At 48.9% G+C, this 14,992-nt stretch carries 13 protein-coding genes; 3 read left to right on the forward strand and 10 right to left on the reverse strand.

Going from position 1 to position 14,992, the window contains the following annotated elements; all coding sequences use genetic code 11:
• Nucleotides 1-13: 13 nt before the first annotated feature.
• Both JSU04_19790 and JSU04_19795 read left to right on the forward strand, forming a co-directional pair.
• Nucleotides 14-4,699, forward strand: a complete 4,686-nt coding sequence (locus JSU04_19790; protein ID MBS1972559.1) for a serine hydrolase — start codon at nt 14-16, stop codon at nt 4,697-4,699.
• Nucleotides 4,696-5,670 (forward strand): aldo/keto reductase, encoded by a 975-nt coding sequence (locus JSU04_19795; protein MBS1972560.1) that lies wholly within the window; start codon nt 4,696-4,698, stop codon nt 5,668-5,670. Before JSU04_19790 ends, JSU04_19795 begins: the two co-directional genes overlap by 4 nt.
• Before the next feature lie 19 nt (nt 5,671-5,689).
• Here JSU04_19795 and JSU04_19800 read toward each other — a convergent pair whose 3' ends face one another.
• The 6 genes from JSU04_19800 to JSU04_19825 all read right to left on the reverse strand — a co-directional run bounded on the left by JSU04_19800 (nt 5,690) and on the right by JSU04_19825 (nt 10,400).
• The gene (locus JSU04_19800) at nt 5,690-6,505 is read right to left on the reverse strand and encodes a hypothetical protein (GenBank protein ID MBS1972561.1); all 816 of its coding nucleotides are present in this window, start codon (nt 6,503-6,505) and stop codon (nt 5,690-5,692) included.
• Between the two features lie 158 nt (nt 6,506-6,663).
• Nucleotides 6,664-7,386: a YkgJ family cysteine cluster protein gene (locus tag JSU04_19805; GenBank protein ID MBS1972562.1), complete on the reverse strand. Its 723-nt coding sequence runs from the start codon at nt 7,384-7,386 to the stop codon at nt 6,664-6,666.
• Nucleotides 7,387-7,456: 70 nt separating this feature from the next.
• Nucleotides 7,457-8,407 (reverse strand): hypothetical protein, encoded by a 951-nt coding sequence (locus tag JSU04_19810; protein MBS1972563.1) that lies wholly within the window; start codon nt 8,405-8,407, stop codon nt 7,457-7,459.
• A 123-nt stretch (nt 8,408-8,530) separates the two neighbouring features.
• Nucleotides 8,531-9,406, reverse strand: coding sequence for a cation:proton antiporter (locus JSU04_19815; protein MBS1972564.1), 876 nt, complete (start codon nt 9,404-9,406; stop codon nt 8,531-8,533).
• Nucleotides 9,406-9,939, reverse strand: coding sequence for a hypothetical protein (locus tag JSU04_19820; GenBank protein ID MBS1972565.1), 534 nt, complete (start codon nt 9,937-9,939; stop codon nt 9,406-9,408). Before JSU04_19820 ends, JSU04_19815 begins: the two co-directional genes overlap by 1 nt.
• An 8-nt stretch (nt 9,940-9,947) precedes the next feature.
• Entirely contained in the window at nt 9,948-10,400 is a 453-nt protein-coding gene (locus JSU04_19825) for a hypothetical protein (GenBank protein ID MBS1972566.1), read from the reverse strand.
• 155 nt (nt 10,401-10,555) lie between these two features.
• Here JSU04_19825 and JSU04_19830 point away from each other — a divergent pair, with 155 nt between their 5' ends.
• Entirely contained in the window at nt 10,556-11,215 is a 660-nt protein-coding gene (locus tag JSU04_19830) for a hypothetical protein (protein MBS1972567.1), read from the forward strand.
• Nucleotides 11,216-11,225: 10 nt separating this feature from the next.
• Here JSU04_19830 and JSU04_19835 read toward each other — a convergent pair whose 3' ends face one another.
• The 4 genes from JSU04_19835 to JSU04_19850 all read right to left on the reverse strand — a co-directional run bounded on the left by JSU04_19835 (nt 11,226) and on the right by JSU04_19850 (nt 14,954).
• Complete coding sequence (locus tag JSU04_19835) at nt 11,226-11,918, reverse strand: rhomboid family intramembrane serine protease (protein MBS1972568.1); 693 nt, start codon at nt 11,916-11,918, stop codon at nt 11,226-11,228.
• Nucleotides 11,919-11,979: 61 nt separating this feature from the next.
• Nucleotides 11,980-12,969 carry a zinc-binding dehydrogenase gene (locus JSU04_19840; GenBank protein ID MBS1972569.1) on the reverse strand — a complete coding sequence of 330 codons (990 nt, stop codon included), beginning with the start codon at nt 12,967-12,969 and terminating at the stop codon, nt 11,980-11,982.
• 1 nt (nt 12,970) lies between these two features.
• The gene (locus JSU04_19845; protein ID MBS1972570.1) at nt 12,971-13,621 is read right to left on the reverse strand and encodes a hypothetical protein; all 651 of its coding nucleotides are present in this window, start codon (nt 13,619-13,621) and stop codon (nt 12,971-12,973) included.
• A gap of 436 nt (nt 13,622-14,057) precedes the next feature.
• Entirely contained in the window at nt 14,058-14,954 is an 897-nt protein-coding gene (locus JSU04_19850) for a 1,4-dihydroxy-2-naphthoyl-CoA synthase (protein ID MBS1972571.1), read from the reverse strand.
• Nucleotides 14,955-14,992: the final 38 nt, after the last annotated feature.

Raw genomic sequence — 14,992 nt, forward strand, 5'->3', positions numbered from 1 at the left:
GGCGCTCACCATCATGTCTAAACGAGAAATCCCCTATTACCTGGACTATGCCTCTGAAAATCTTTTGAATTATTTGAAACCGGAGTTAAAGCCTGTTCCCGGCAATCCGGAATTGCAGCAAGTCGGCAGCATGGGGGGACTTGAAACACCCGAGTCCTTAAAGTTTTTGTGTGAGCTTTATGATGCGGTAAAACCAGAACTGCAAAAAGTCCTTGAGCAACGAATTGTCGATCGCAAGTTTATCGATGAACGCACCAAAGCCTGCTTTGAACTGAACAAATCGTTAGGCATTGATTTTCTCGATCAACGCTATCATACGATCCTCGGCCAAGAAGATGCCGGCGGCCGTATCGTCATGGGTCCTAAGAATGATTTTTACTGCAAGCCCGGCGGCGGAAAGCCCGTTGCTGAGATTCCAAAATTCTTGCAGGGCAATCATGTGACTTTGTTCGGTCCTCCTGACGATGCCAAGCTTTCGATCAATGCCATGAATGCTTACCATCGTAAGCTCAAAGATGAGCCTGCGGTGGTGGCTGAGCTTTTAAAAACTCACACGAGTGAAGCTAAATGGGGTGCCGACGACGAAGACTCTAAAACTCCCCTTCGCCGTGATTTGATTTCAGCCGGCGAAAACCTCACGGGATGCTTTAATAAAAACCTCCACTTCGTCGACCCAAAATCACAGAAGGAATACAAACTCGAAAAAGATCATCTTTCACTGCCGATCAAACGCTTCCCAGGTTTAGCACTGCCTTGTTTGTTCTTGTATTACAAAAGTAATCCCCTGCCTTTGCATATGTATGATTTTGCTTTGCACCTCTTTGAGCACTGGCAAAATCCTGAAGCCTTGGCGTTCTACGTGCCGAAACTGGAAAACGAAGAAGAAGCTCGCTACATCCGCGTCATGATTGAGACTGCAGAGAAAATGATCGCGAAGCTTCACCCGGCTTATAAGGTTGGGACGGTTCGCTTACTGATCGTGCTTGAAAATCCGCGGGCGGTTTTCCGCGTGAACGAAATCATGGATGAGCTTTACCCTTACTTTGCCGGCGCTTCTCTCGGCTGGCATGATTACTTGGGGTCCACCGCACGACTCTTTAAAGAGGACGCGAACTACCGCATTCCGGTGAAGGCTGATCCGAATATCGTGATTAAATATATTAAAGGCTCGCATGATCTGCTTGCCAATGTCGTTGGCCCGCGTGGCGGGATTAAGATCGGCGGCATGTACGGCATTCTTCCTGTGGACACGGACCTTGCGAATCCTTCTTTCCAAATCACTATGAAGGGCTTCATCAAAGACGTCGTCACCCAGATGAAACGTCACCTCTCGGGCTTCTGGGTCGCCCATCCCGATTTTGTGCGCTTAGGTCTTGCCTTGATTGAAGCTTGGAAATTCCATGCTTCGGGCGATTCCAGCAAACTCGAGACGATGATTAAATCCTTGCTCGATCCAAAGTACCACAAAGAGATCTTAGATTTTACTTTCGGGAATGACATCCAAGGCCTTGATATCACGGATCCTCTCTATGCCCGCTCGCTGATTGTGGCCGACATCAAGGAGTCGACTTATATTGCGAACAATCATCCGGATGAAATCCGTTACAACGTCTTTCAATCGCTGCAGTATCTGACCGACTGGCTTTCTGGGAATGGCTGCGTGGCCCTGCCAACCCAGATCGAAGGCATCCCCGCCCGCGTGATGGATGACCTTGCAACGGCCGAGCGCTCTCGCTGGGAAGTCTGGCATGAGCTTCACCATGGCCGCTTCACTATCGAAAACTTCTTAAAAATTGCGCACGAAGAACTGCATTTTATTCGTAAAGATCTTTCAAATGGAAAAAAGATCGTTCAAGTGAAGTGGAATGAGCGCACAGAAAAATGGTACCCGGTTGCAATGAATCTGATGATTCACTTAATGACAAACCCGCAACCGGTGGAGTTTGCTTCAGAATTGCTTTTGCCATTCACTTTAGACTCCATCCGCAACTCCCAGGACCCTTGGCAAGCCATCACGAAAATTGATCCAGCGAAATACGCGATCAAACCTTATGTTACGCGCTTTAATTATTACTTCTCGATGTGCGGCAGCCTAGCTTTTGCAACCGAGATGGCAAAGAACCTGACGGTGGACCTTGCGCAAGCTGAAAAAGTCATTCGCCAGTTTGATATGGCTCAAATCCTAGAAGCTGCAAGCTTCCATGGCGATATTGGAGAAGCTAAGAAAACCCTCGATGCCATGGCTTCGAAAGAACAAGCCCTCGTTCATCAAGAGGATCAAAAAATCCAAGAAGAGCTGCTCGCTCAAGGCAAAGCCTATCGCGAAAAGTTCGGCATGAAGTTTTTAATCTCAGCCCAGGGAAAATCCGGTAAGGAACTTCTCGCGGCACTTCTGGCAAGAATGAACAACTCACCGGCGGTTGAAATGGACAATGCGCGCACGGCCCTTTGGGAAATCACCAAAAAACGCCTCGCCGCTCATCCCATGAATCATCTGCAAGAGTTCATAACCGAAGCTCTCGCTCGCCACAAAGTGGATGCGGCTCAGATTTCAATCTCTACCGGCGAAGGCCTTTTACAAAATCTTGCTTTCGGCCACGCAACCACCGAGACCTGGTTTGAAGTCGCATCACTAAGTAAAACCATCGGCAGCTGTTACGCCATTGAATACTTCCACCAGAAAGGCATTCCGCTCGCGACTCCAGTGAATGAAGTCTTTGCAAAAAGTCCGTCAGGCTTTAGGCTAAAATCCCTCAATGCGCAACATCCCGAGTGGGCTGACAAAGTCACGCTGGCTCATTTGATGAGTCATGCGGCGCTCAATATGCACTATGTGATCGGCACTCCGGCAAACGAACCGATGCAGAACTTAAAAGAGCTCATCGAGAGCTCCGCCGGAGTACTGAATGAACCCGGCACGAAGTTTCAATACTCGGGCGCAGGTTTCTTAGTGCTAGAGCATCTCATTGAGGTGCTTGAAGGAAAACGCATTCAGGACCTCACCCGTCCCTTCTTGGATCAGCTGGGACTGACCGATTTTTCGTTTGAACAAAAAGATCTACCGGGCGTGCAATACGCAACGGCTTATGATGTGGCGGGAGTTGCAATCCCAGGCGGCCGTAAGCTCTTCCCGGCTTTTGCTGCTGGCGCCATGGGGACCGCCCACTCGATGGAAGTTTTCCTGACCGCGCTCACCAAGGCATTTCATAGTGTGAAGGGTTTTGGGCCAATCTCGCATGATACGGCGATACAAATGCTATTTGGGACGGACAAAGGCTGCCGTAAGTTTATGGGCACCAAAATGGGACTTGGTATTTTCACCGCTGAAGCCGGCCCCAATCGTCTTGCGATCCATCAGGGGGCGAACGACGGCTATCGTTGCTTGTTTGCTCATTGCTACGACGGCCCCGCCAAAGGCCAAGGCTTTACGATTCTTTGTAATGCCGAACTCAACGGTGTGCTTTTCATTTCTGAAGTCGCACAAGCTCTTCTGAAAGAGTTTAATATGGCGGGCATTGATTACAGCCGCTTTAAGAAAACCTTCGTGAGCTCTGAAATTCCGCAAGAGCAGATCGTTAACATCGGCTACCGTGATTTGATTTTCGATGCCTTTGAATCCGATTTACCGGAAGAAATCATCGAAAAAGGACCTCTTGATCCCCTGGCGAAATACAATCTTGCAGTGGGTGGCAAAGTTCTCGAAACCACCAATCAAGGCTTTGCCCGCGCAGCGAATCTGCTGTCGGATCATCTGCCGTTGTTTGACCCAAAACTCTTTGGCCGCCAGGGCAAGATCATGGATAGCTGGGAAACCGTCCGTCACAATCAAAAGCCTTGTGATGAATTGATCTTTGAACTTAAAAAACCTTCGGCCATTCACTACGTCGCTGTTTCCACCAAGTACCATCTTGGCAATCAGGCCCAGTTCACAAAACTTGAGGGTTTGAATAGCGCCACAAACACGTGGCAGGAAATCATTCCAAAGACGGCTCTTGAAGGCCACGCTCTTAAGCGAATGAAAACTTCGACGGGAGCCACGAAATTCAGTCAGATCAAAATGTCTCTCTACCCAGACGGCGGTATTTCACGCCTCGGGCTTTATGACGAGTCTTTGCCGGAAACAGAAAAATCCAAGTACGTTTCACCAGAGTTGGCAAAGAGCGAAGTCTTCGCTGACGAAATTCCAAAAACTCAGCGTTCTCTGGCGCCAAAGTACGATGCCAACGGCAAGGAGCTCGCAGCAAACTGGCAAGCCGCCGGTGACGAAGTCGATGTTGCGAGTCTTGCTTACGGTGCAAAAATAGTAAAAGCAACAAATGAGCACTATGGACCGGCAGCTCAGGTGATTTCGCCCTATCCACCGCTTCATATGTTTGACGGGATGGAGTCCGCTCGCAGCCGTGACAAAGGACACTGTGAGGAAGTTGTCATTGAACTAGCAAAGCCTGCAGCCATTCACCGTTTAGAACTCGATTTTACATACTTTGTGAATAACAATCCGTTAGAAGTTTCAGTCGAGGGCCTCGCCAACGGCGCTTGGCTTTCACTTGTTCCACGCACCAATGTGAAAGCCTATGCTGCGAATAAATTTGCGATGGATCTTTCCCCCATGACAAAAGTCACACAAATAAAACTTACGGCCTTTCCTGACGGTGGTATTAATAGGGTTAAAGCTTTTGCACGAAGGGGTCAGCTATGAAACAAGTCAAACTTGGCAACCAAGGTTTAAAAGTCTCACGCATGGGATTAGGCTGCATGGGCATGTCGGATTTCTATGCCGGCCGCGATGAAAAAGAATCTATTGAAACCATCCATCACGCCCTCGATCTTGGCATTAACTTCCTCGATACGGCTGACATGTACGGCCCTTTTACCAATGAAGTGCTGGTTGGAAAAGCCATCAAAGGCCAGCGCGACAAGTTCGTGGTCGCAACCAAGTTTGGGAATGTCCGTTCGGAAGACGGTCAGTTTCTTGGTATCAATGGCAAACCTGACTACGTGAAAAAATGCTGTGAAGCCTCGCTGAAGCGCCTTGGTGTTGATCACATCGATTTGTACTATCAACACCGCGTGGATCTGAACACACCGATTGAAGAAACCGTGCAGGCCATGGCGGACCTCGTGAAAGAAGGCAAGGTTCGCTATCTGGGGCTTTCGGAGGCCGCTCCAGAAACCATCCGCCGTGCTCACAAGATCCACCCGATCAGCGCTCTGCAGTCCGAGTATTCGCTGTGGACTCGCGATCCAGAGGCCGAGATTCTTAAAACCGTGCGCGAGCTGGGAATTGGTTTTGTGCCGTACAGCCCACTCGGCCGCGGTTTCTTGACGGGACGTTTTAAAACGCCGGCAGACATCCCAGAAGGCGACTACCGCCGCAACAATCCCCGTTTCCAAGGACAGAACTTCACCAACAATATGGAGCTCGTCTTGCGCGTAGAAGATATTGCGCATGAAAAGAAAGCAACGGCGGCACAAGTGGCCCTGGCCTGGGTGATGGCACAAGGTGAAGACATCGTTCCAATCCCTGGGACGAAGTCTCGCAGTCGTTTAGAAGAGAATGCAAAAGCGGCCGAGCTTCAGCTCAGCCAGAAAGATCTCGATTTCCTGAACAAAGAGTTACCTCCGGTTTCAGGAAATCGCTATCCAGATATGAGTACTGTGAATCGTTAGAATGGCATTGCCGTGTGGATTATTGGCAGCTCACGCCAGGCACTTGGATCACGTCATCGATCTTCAGTGTTTGGCTTGAGTTTGCAGTCAAGAACTGGCCGCCACCGATCGAAGAGATGTTTCTCAAGTACTTTGTTTGTGACTCAACGAAAGCTTGAGAGTAGTAATAAACCGTGTTGAGGCTGACTTGGCCTGGAGCCAACGCACGGATCGAAGAAGCATCCGGAATCACATCATCCGGGCTCTTATAATCTGTCGCTTGACCGTCAGACACCATCACAACGGCATAAGCCGCTTTTTGAGCCGCATTGGCAGCAAGGTCTGCACTGATGATACTTTTTGCCATGCTCAAAGCGGCTTTGTAAGGAGTATTACCGCTGTCGGCCGTATTCATGAAGCTGTTATAACCAGCATTCACGACAGACATGTCTTGAGAGAATACACCATTATTGCCCACTTTAATTTGAGCTTTTGCAGAAGTGCCTTGGAAAGAAATCATACCAAAATAAAAGTTACTGCGGCTTTGATAAGCGCTGATGAAATTATTGAGAGTCGCTGAACGCCATTTCTTTTGTGGGTCTGTCGCAACCGCGCCACCCTCGCCAGCGTTGGAACCTGAAGTATCCACGATGAAAAGGACTTTCACGATTTTGCTTGAACTGACCGTCGTCGGACGGCACGAAGCATCGTCGCCTCCGTTAGGATCGCCAGTCACAGCATTTAATGCATTGGCATCAACATCTGTTGTGAACTTAGCATTGGAACAGTTTTGGAAAACGAGAACCAACGAGAAAAACGTCACCCCGAGTGCTATTTTACCAAAGTTGATTTTCATATTATTTCCCCCACCTAGCTTACATTTAAACTATGCAAGTTCCGTGGTACCACATTTGGGAGCCCAGAACGAATCTGGTCGCGCTAAGTTGGTGAATGCGTCCAATAATATGAGGGCCGAAAAAGACTTCGTCGTAACAATGTGAGAATTCAGAGGCTTTATGGGGCCTTTTCAGAGCTTGGGTCGGCCTCGCGAGGGCTTATATTCGATTCCGCTCCATCCTTGAAATCCAAGTTGTGGATCTTTTGCACATCTCGTAAACGTGTCAAAGCTGCAGCCAGCATCTTAGGGAGTGCGCCGAACTGATTTCCCTCTTGGCTTATCGCCGAGCTAATGATGATTTCATTCAGCGGGATCAAACGTGGGACAGGATTGCCTCCGAGTGTCTCACATTCAGACACCGGGGTGACCACAGAATGCTTACGGCAAACCGCCGGGCGATTCTCGTAATTGCGGCAGGCATTGTCGTCGCCAAGAAGCACGCAACGATTCGATTGGATAGCCCCTTCTGCCCACTGAGAATCAAGACGCTGACGTGTCGCCTGAGCTTGCAAGCGCTCTTCATCAATGACGATTCCCTGCTGCAAGATAGATTGTGCCAAACGATCGGCATCGTCTTCGCTAATTTCCACTTCGAGGTGGCAGCAAGCGCCGCAGCCTTTTTGACAAGTCGTCTTGATATGTGAATTCAGAGAAATTTGTTCTTCGATAAGTTCGTGCGTGACAGTCGCACGTTCAGCTCCCGGGCGATAACTCGCCAGCAGATCATGATAGTGATTCAGCAAGCGATTCACTTCACGTTCAAAACTTTCGAATTCTTCAGAGTTCAGAGTTGTTTTATAGACGGCAAGAAGATTGCGGAGCTGAGGAGTCATTTTCATATACTCTTCATATTATCCCGGCGCCTGTTCGGCGGCGAGACCCGTTTTTACAAATAAGGCCGAGGTCTGGTTACTGCGCCTGAATTTCATTTTGTTTGGCCTGAATGGCGTCTTGCAAACGGCGAACTTCCACAGTCTGATTTTCAATCTCACGCTCCGCCTTTGAGATCTGCCCCGTCACCCCTTGAAGGCGGCTTTGTTCGGCGGCCTGCCCCTGTTGAAGGCGATCAATCTCGCTACGCAAAGAATAGATCTGATCTTGAGTATTTGCAGCCCCCTCCCGAAGCTCCGCTTTCGCCTGCTCTGCCAGGGACTGGATGGCCTGGGTATTGTTCAGAGCTGCCGCAGACACATTCACCCGCTCTGCACGGAGCTCTTCCAGACGGGCTTTTTGCTCATTCAACAGGGTCTGCAATCTCGCCACCTCGGCGGGCTGGTTCTGCACTTCTTGGCTTGCGGGGTTGGTCTTCCAGTAATTTAAATTGTTCTGTGTGTTGCGGATATCCTGTTCGAGCGCTTGCACATTGGTGTCGACCTGGGTCCGCGCCAGAGCAGTCTGGCTATCCTGGTCTTTCAACGCCAAGGCCGCCGACTGGTTAATCTGGTCTTCGGCGCGATGATAGCGATCCAGATCATCCAAAAGATTTTGAATTGCCAAGTCACGTGAGTCCATTTGCGAACGATAGGTCGAAGCGCCCACCATTTGGGACTGCTGACGCTGCAACTGATCCAGGGTTTGTTTTTGATTTTCCAGCGCCTGGGACTTGCGCATAAGTTCTGCTTGTAAATTCTCAAGCTCGCTCTTTAACTGGGTCCGGCGAATTTCACTGCGTGCTGGAGTTGACTTCATCGGTGGAGGAGCCGCTGCTGTTGCGGGCAGTGTTTCTTCCACCACAGGCGGAGCCACCGCCGCAAGAGCTGAGGCCTGCGTCCGCACTGCCTGATGGAAAGAACCAAAATACCAAACTCCTAACATGGACGCGATCACGATAAGGATGATCCAGATATTTGTTCGAGGCATAGGGCCCCCTGAAGACTATTTTCTCTCTGGCGCTGAATGAAAACAAGTGACCAAGCGCTGACAAGTGACAGGTACCAAGACGTATTATCTAGAAAATGAGATCATAAGAATTTCGTGGTTTCTCTACGAGCGTCTTTTACTCAATTTTACCAACGGTGCCGCCATTAAAGAACTGACGACGGCCATGACTGTCAGACTTGTAAACAGATGACCGTCAATGAGTCCTAACTTTAAGGCCATTGCGCAGAACAGAATTTCCATCGCGCCACGGGCATTAAGCACCATCGCGATAATTTTAGCTTCTGATTTTGCAATTGAAACCCAGCGTGCACTGGCGTAGACGCCGATCATTTTTGCAACCACCGCAAGTAATAAAATAGTCAAACACTGAAGCAGGTCAAAATTTTCCTGCAAGTGAATCTTCATACCCACGCCAATAAAAAAGATCGGCGCAAAAAAATATTTACTGCTAACCATGAAGCCGCGTAAAACTTTTTCTTTGCGACTGAGCCATGGCGCAAACACGAGGCCGATAAAAAAGAACAGCACCGGCAAATGACTCATGAACCAACGGTCCCGATCCCCCGCCGGAAGTAAGCAACTGAAAATCAGCCACGCCGTAATATCACAGATCGTTGCTGCAGCAATAATCGTATGGCCTAAACGGGTCTCGTACATCTTCAGGTCTTTCAAGATTTGTACAACGACCGGCAAAGCCGAAATCGCCAGTGCCACCGCAATAACCACGGCTCCTTCAGCGTCCCGGCCAAGCCCACTCATCGCATAAGCAAAGCCCACCACAAACGGCAAAGCAAATGCTCCGAGAGCAATTTTCACCGAGGCCTTCAAATCTTCCTGCAAGCGTGAAATATTTAATTCCAGGCCGGCAATAAATAAGAAACCCAAGGAAGCAATACTGAAAATAACTTCAGGCAATTCTATTTTGAGCAGACTCGGCCCCAGAATGAGGCCCACAAGAATATAGATAAAGAGAAACATCACTCGCCTTTTTTATGCTTACGCCACGCAAAGAACACAAGACTGCAAAATGAAAAAGCAATTGCGAGATACAATAGCCATGGCGTTTCATCACTGTCTGCGGACTCAAGACCAAAATACGAAATGACGAGCTTCATAACGATCAACGCTTGAAACGCAGCCCAGATATAAGGAAAGAGCTCACGCGTGCGCTTTTGATCTTCGGTCAAAATCTTTGGTGGTTTCTGCCTCTGCGTGGATTGTCCCCAGTATCGGGCCTGATGAAAGTCTCTGACGATCTTCTGCCACTCTTCCTGAATCTCCGATAAGTTCACAGCCCCACTTCGTGCGGCAAGGGCCCGCCCCAATCGACCGGCCCCTTCGCGGGCCAAATGCTCTTTGGTCTCGTTGCTGAAATAGCCATCGGTTGGCGTGAAATCGCTCTTTTGTTGGCTCGAAAGCTCTTGAAGATACTTCTGAGCGTCGGAATTCAGGCTGGAAATATTGAATGCTTGTTCGAGGTTTTCAGTAAATGCCTTTTCCAGTGAATCCATCTCTAAGACTACTTTCCTTGAATAACCTCGAAGTAGGCCCGGCAGTAATCAGACTCTGTATTAGTCCGGTTGAACTTTAAAACCTGGTCCATCTTGCGCGCCCGGCAGCGGTTCAGTGCCGGCCCAATCAAGCCCGAGGGATGCTCCTTGATGAATTGCGCGAGCTCCGTCTTACATTGAACCTCGGCGCCCTGCCAAGCCGTTTCGCAAAGTGATTTTTCAAGCGTGTAGCAACGTCCCTGAGGGCTGCTCTCTCCGCAGGGTCTTTTAGCCAGCTCTTCTTCCATGGCAGGTTCCATCACGAAAATAGAGGTTAAATGAAAAGCGAACATGATGGTAAACAAAGCCCCCGCCCCGATTTCCCAGTAAGGTTGAATGCGGAATAGCTTGGCGAGCGGCCGGAAGAAGATAAAAACGAGGCCCAAAACGAATAAAACGCTATAAAAAACGGTCATAGTCATAGGCAAAAGCATAGCACCCGAGTTGTCGCGAATCTAGTCACTTTTGGGAAGAAACTTCATGGCCGATTCCCTGTACTCGCACTCAAGGGGCTCTCAGGTTTGGTACTGGGATTGCTATATTCCGGGTGTTGATAAAAATACCCTTGGGAGGATCTATGGGAATGAATCTACTTAAATCGACACTTGCAGCCACTGTAGTTCTTGTGAGCTTAAACGCATGGAGTACTGAGAGCGATCCTGCTCTTTCTACTGAGCTGAACAACACAATGAACTCTATGAACCAACAAAAAGCGACTTTGCACCTTGAGTCTGAAGTTGTTGCTCTTGATAACGAAGAATATCAAGCCGCTGAAAAGCAAACTGTAAACGAAATCAATAAGCTGAACAGCGAGATCAAAGATCTCGAGCGCCAGCAACGTAGTTTGACAAAAGAGGCAGACCGCGCTCGTTTGAACGCAGAACTCGCGACAAAGCGCCTTCAGTTGAAGCAAACGCAAAAAGCCGATGCTCAAAGCCGTTTAGCTCAGGCGAACAATGCGAAGAAAAAGGCTGAGCATAGCCACTCGCAAGTAAAAGCAAAAGTAGAGTTGACCGAACAGCAATTGTCTCAAGCTAAGCAAAAGACGGCTGAAACAATGAATGGTCTTCGTGAAATCGAAAAAGACAATGCGAAATTGAAAAACCGCATTGAGCAAATGAAACGTTCGATCGCTCTTGAAAAGAAAAAGAAGGACAGCCTGCGTGCTAAGCGCACAAAGTTGACTTCTGAAGGTCAGCGTTTGCGCAAGCAAGTAGCCGTTCTTGAAAGACAGTAATTAGTTCCGCCTAAAAGACCGCCGCACTTTCGTCTTCGATCGGTGCGGCTTCATAGATCTCAGCTTCACGCAGGGACTTTTTGTTAAAGTAAAAATACAAAAGCCCTGCGATGATGCCTAAAATAAAGCCCACGAAGTGACTCTCATAACTAATTGAGGCATCAAAAGCTTCGGCCGGCATAAAAAGCAACAAACCCACACCCATGGCTCGTAAAAATCTGTGCATCAGTGTGCGCTTGCGATCAATCATAAAGTACAAAATCAACCACGCCCCGCCCATCCAGAACACGACTCCGGAAAGACCGATGAGGTGAACCTCCGCCGGCATCCCTTGCAGAACATACAGATTAGTAAGACCGCCAAAAATCAACGCGGACAAAAGCACGCGTGTGATTCCAAAGTAACCCGTTAAAAATGTGCCTAAGATAAAAAATAGAAATGAATTACTGAGAAGGTGTTTGCCATCGCCATGAACGAAAAGTGTCGTCCAGGCTTTCCAGTACTGGTGCTTGCTGAAAACAGCGTCGCGGCTGGCACGCATCCACTCTTCAGCTCCTGCGAAGTCTGTCCAAGCTGCGATACTTAAAAGGACAACGACAAGAGTCGCCATCGCCATGGCAACGGGTGCTAATGGATTTGGTTTTCGGCTAAGAAGAGTCTCTCGCAAAACAGAAGATGATGATTGCGCTGCAAACGAGTCCACGGGGCCTCCAGGTCCATAAACAATGGGACCGCCAGCGACTTTGTCAAGATGAGTCAAATAATCACATAAAATCCGCGACCTTAGCGACGAGCTTACCTCGCACTCTATGAGTCGCTAGCCGTTCTAAGCCAAGCGGTATATTTTCAAACGGCAAGATCTCGGTGAGTGTTGAGAATATTTTCTTGTCTTCAATCAGTTTCGAAATTTCAGCGCCGATGATACCGAGATCTTTTTTGTCGTCGTTGGATCCCAAAGTAAAAGCACCGGCTAAAAAGACCATTTGCACAGACAGCGCCTTTTCAAACATCGGTATGTTCGAGATATCCGGCACATCAACGAGGCCTACAAAGTGCCCACCGAATCCCAGCAGTTTGAAATTTTCATTAATGCTCGGGCCGCCTAAGGTATCGAGCACGAGACTCACTCCTCGCCCATCGGTGTAATCCATGACTTTCTCAAAGACATTTTCATCGCGGTAATCGATCACAAACTCGGCCCCCAAATCGCGTACGAATGAAAAATTATCTTTTGAGCACGTGGTGATGACACGAAGGCCCTGGCGTCGCGCAAATTGGATGGCAAAACTGCCGACGCCCCCTGAGCCTGCATGGATTAGTACTTTCTGACCTTCCCGCAAATTCAGTTTGCGGTTAAAAACTTGATAAGCTGTCCAGCCCGCGACTGGCACCGCCGCAGCCTCTTCAAATGAGCTCTTTGCTGGCATCAGCGCCAGAGCACTTGCTGAAGTCACTGCGTACTCGGCAAAACTTCCTGGGCGAGCAATATCAAAAAGCCCATACACGCGGTCGCCGACTCTGAAGTCTTTGACATCCGAGCCGACTTTATCCACAACTCCTGCACCGTCAGCTCCGAGCGTGTGTGGATAAATCCAGGCGACGTGCCCCCAATCCGCGGCTTTATAGTCCACGGGATTCAGCCCCACAGAATGAATTCGCACTCGCACCTCGCCGGATTTCGGCTCGGGCATGGGGACGTTTTCAATATGCAGATTCTCACGATCGCCGGCTTTATCCAACACGAAGGCTTTCATATCAATAATCCCCTTCTTTAACGTACGGTTGACTCCATAGACAAACTTGTAACAGCACCGACTTGATCCAGGCTTGATACATACACTCGACATCTTCGGCATCATGGGTGTGCTTTTTTGCTAGGAACGGCTTTAGTGTCGCTGTCAGAGGATAAGCCAGCGCGAGAATATAGCGGAAGTGGATTTTTTCCACCGAGTCCACATTATCGGTTTGATTTTTTTTCGTCAGATGTCTCAATGCAATTTCATGCTGATAATTCAACCACTTTTGATCATAGTTGGCATCGGCGGTATCTAGGATCCATTGTTTGAAACGTAGGCGAACGGCGTCCATATAGTCTTTATTGAGACGATGATCGTTTTTGTAGCTGAAATAGATCGCAAGCTGTGGCTCTACTTTTATGAAGCTATACCAGACATCGAGGATGTCATCGGTCTGGTCTTCAAGCACTTCGCGGGACATGCGAATGTACTTTTCATCCTCATCGGTCCAAAGGATGGTGTTTTTTAGAAGCTCAAACTCTTTCAGGGACACGGGGCTTCTCGCAACTTCTTTAGTGCCGTAGGTGTAGCCAGGAATCCCCTTCCCACCATGAAGAGGGGCTTTAAATTTTTTAGATCTATCATGATGAGTCGTGCCGGAATGTTGCATCGAAAATCTCCTTATATTTGAATTGCGTACTGCATAAGTGCAATGTTTAGTGAATTCAGAATAAGTTTTCGATGTCGCGAACTCCGCCGAGTTATTGGAAGATATTGGAATACAAAGTCTAGTTCTTGCCTTCGATCCACTAAATAAACCGCTACTTTATATAGCCCTGGAAAGCCTCCCGAGAAACCAGCCCTTCTCAGATTTTGCGGAGAGTTTTTTTCTGTGGTGTCCGGTGGCCCCTTTTACGAGAATTCTTTCATGGGGAAGAGATTTTAGAAATGTGATTAACTACCATGAGCTAAACGATATGGAAGCCCCTACGGAAGTGACGGAATAAGTAGTTATACTACTTCCCTCAGATTAAGGTAAACTTATAGGTTGACCTTATTCAGAGGGTGCCGTTACCTCACGCTAAGACTGACATGCTCTCCACGCCCTAGTACTGCCAAGGAAACTTCGAGAAATCTTTCGGGCGTTTCTCGAGGAAGGAGTCGCGGCCCTCTTTTGCTTCTTCAGTTCCGTAAGCCAAACGAGTGGCCTCACCGGCAAAGAGCTGCTGACCCACGAGACCGTCGTCGATCATGTTAAAGCCGTACTTCAACATGCGCATCGCTGTCGGGCTCTTCGAGTTCATTTCGCGAGCCCATTCCAAAGCCACCTTCTCTAGCTCGGCGTGTGGCACTACGGCGTTCACCATACCCATATCGAAAGCCTCTTGAGCTGTATAGTTCGCACCCAAGAAGAAGATCTCTCTCGCGCGCTTTTGACCGACCATGCGGGCGAGGTATGCGGAGCCGTAACCACTGTCAAAGCTTGCAACGTCGGGATCGGTTTGCTTAAAGACCGCGTGCTCTTTGCTCGCCAAAGTCAAATCACAAACCACGTGCAATGAGTGACCGCCACCCACAGCCCAGCCTGGGACAACGGCCATCACAACTTTCGGCATAAAGCGGATCAGGCGCTGAACTTCCAAAATGTGCAAGCGGCCAAGGCGCGCTAGGTCCATCTTATTCATCGCCGAACTGTCAGAATTTTCGTACTTGTACCCGTCTTTACCGCGGATGCGCTGATCACCACCGGAGCAAAACGCCCAGCCGCCGTCTTTCGGCGAAGGACCGTTACCGGTGATAATCACCACCCCCACATCCGGAGTCACACGTGCGTGTTCTAGAGCCGTATAAAGCTCATCCACCGTTTGTGGACGGAAGGCGTTGCGCACTTCGGGACGATTAAAAGCAATGCGAACCGTGCCCTGATCTTTGGCGCGATGATAAGTGATATCGTTGAATTTGAATTCTTTGATTTCTGTCCAAAGTTCCGGATTGAAAGACATTGCTGGCTCCTTGTTTCGAAGGGCCAAAATTTACCGCC

The sequence above is a fragment of the Bdellovibrionales bacterium genome, from assembly GCA_018266295.1.
Classification (GTDB): domain Bacteria; phylum Bdellovibrionota; class Bdellovibrionia; order Bdellovibrionales; family Bdellovibrionaceae; genus JACMRP01.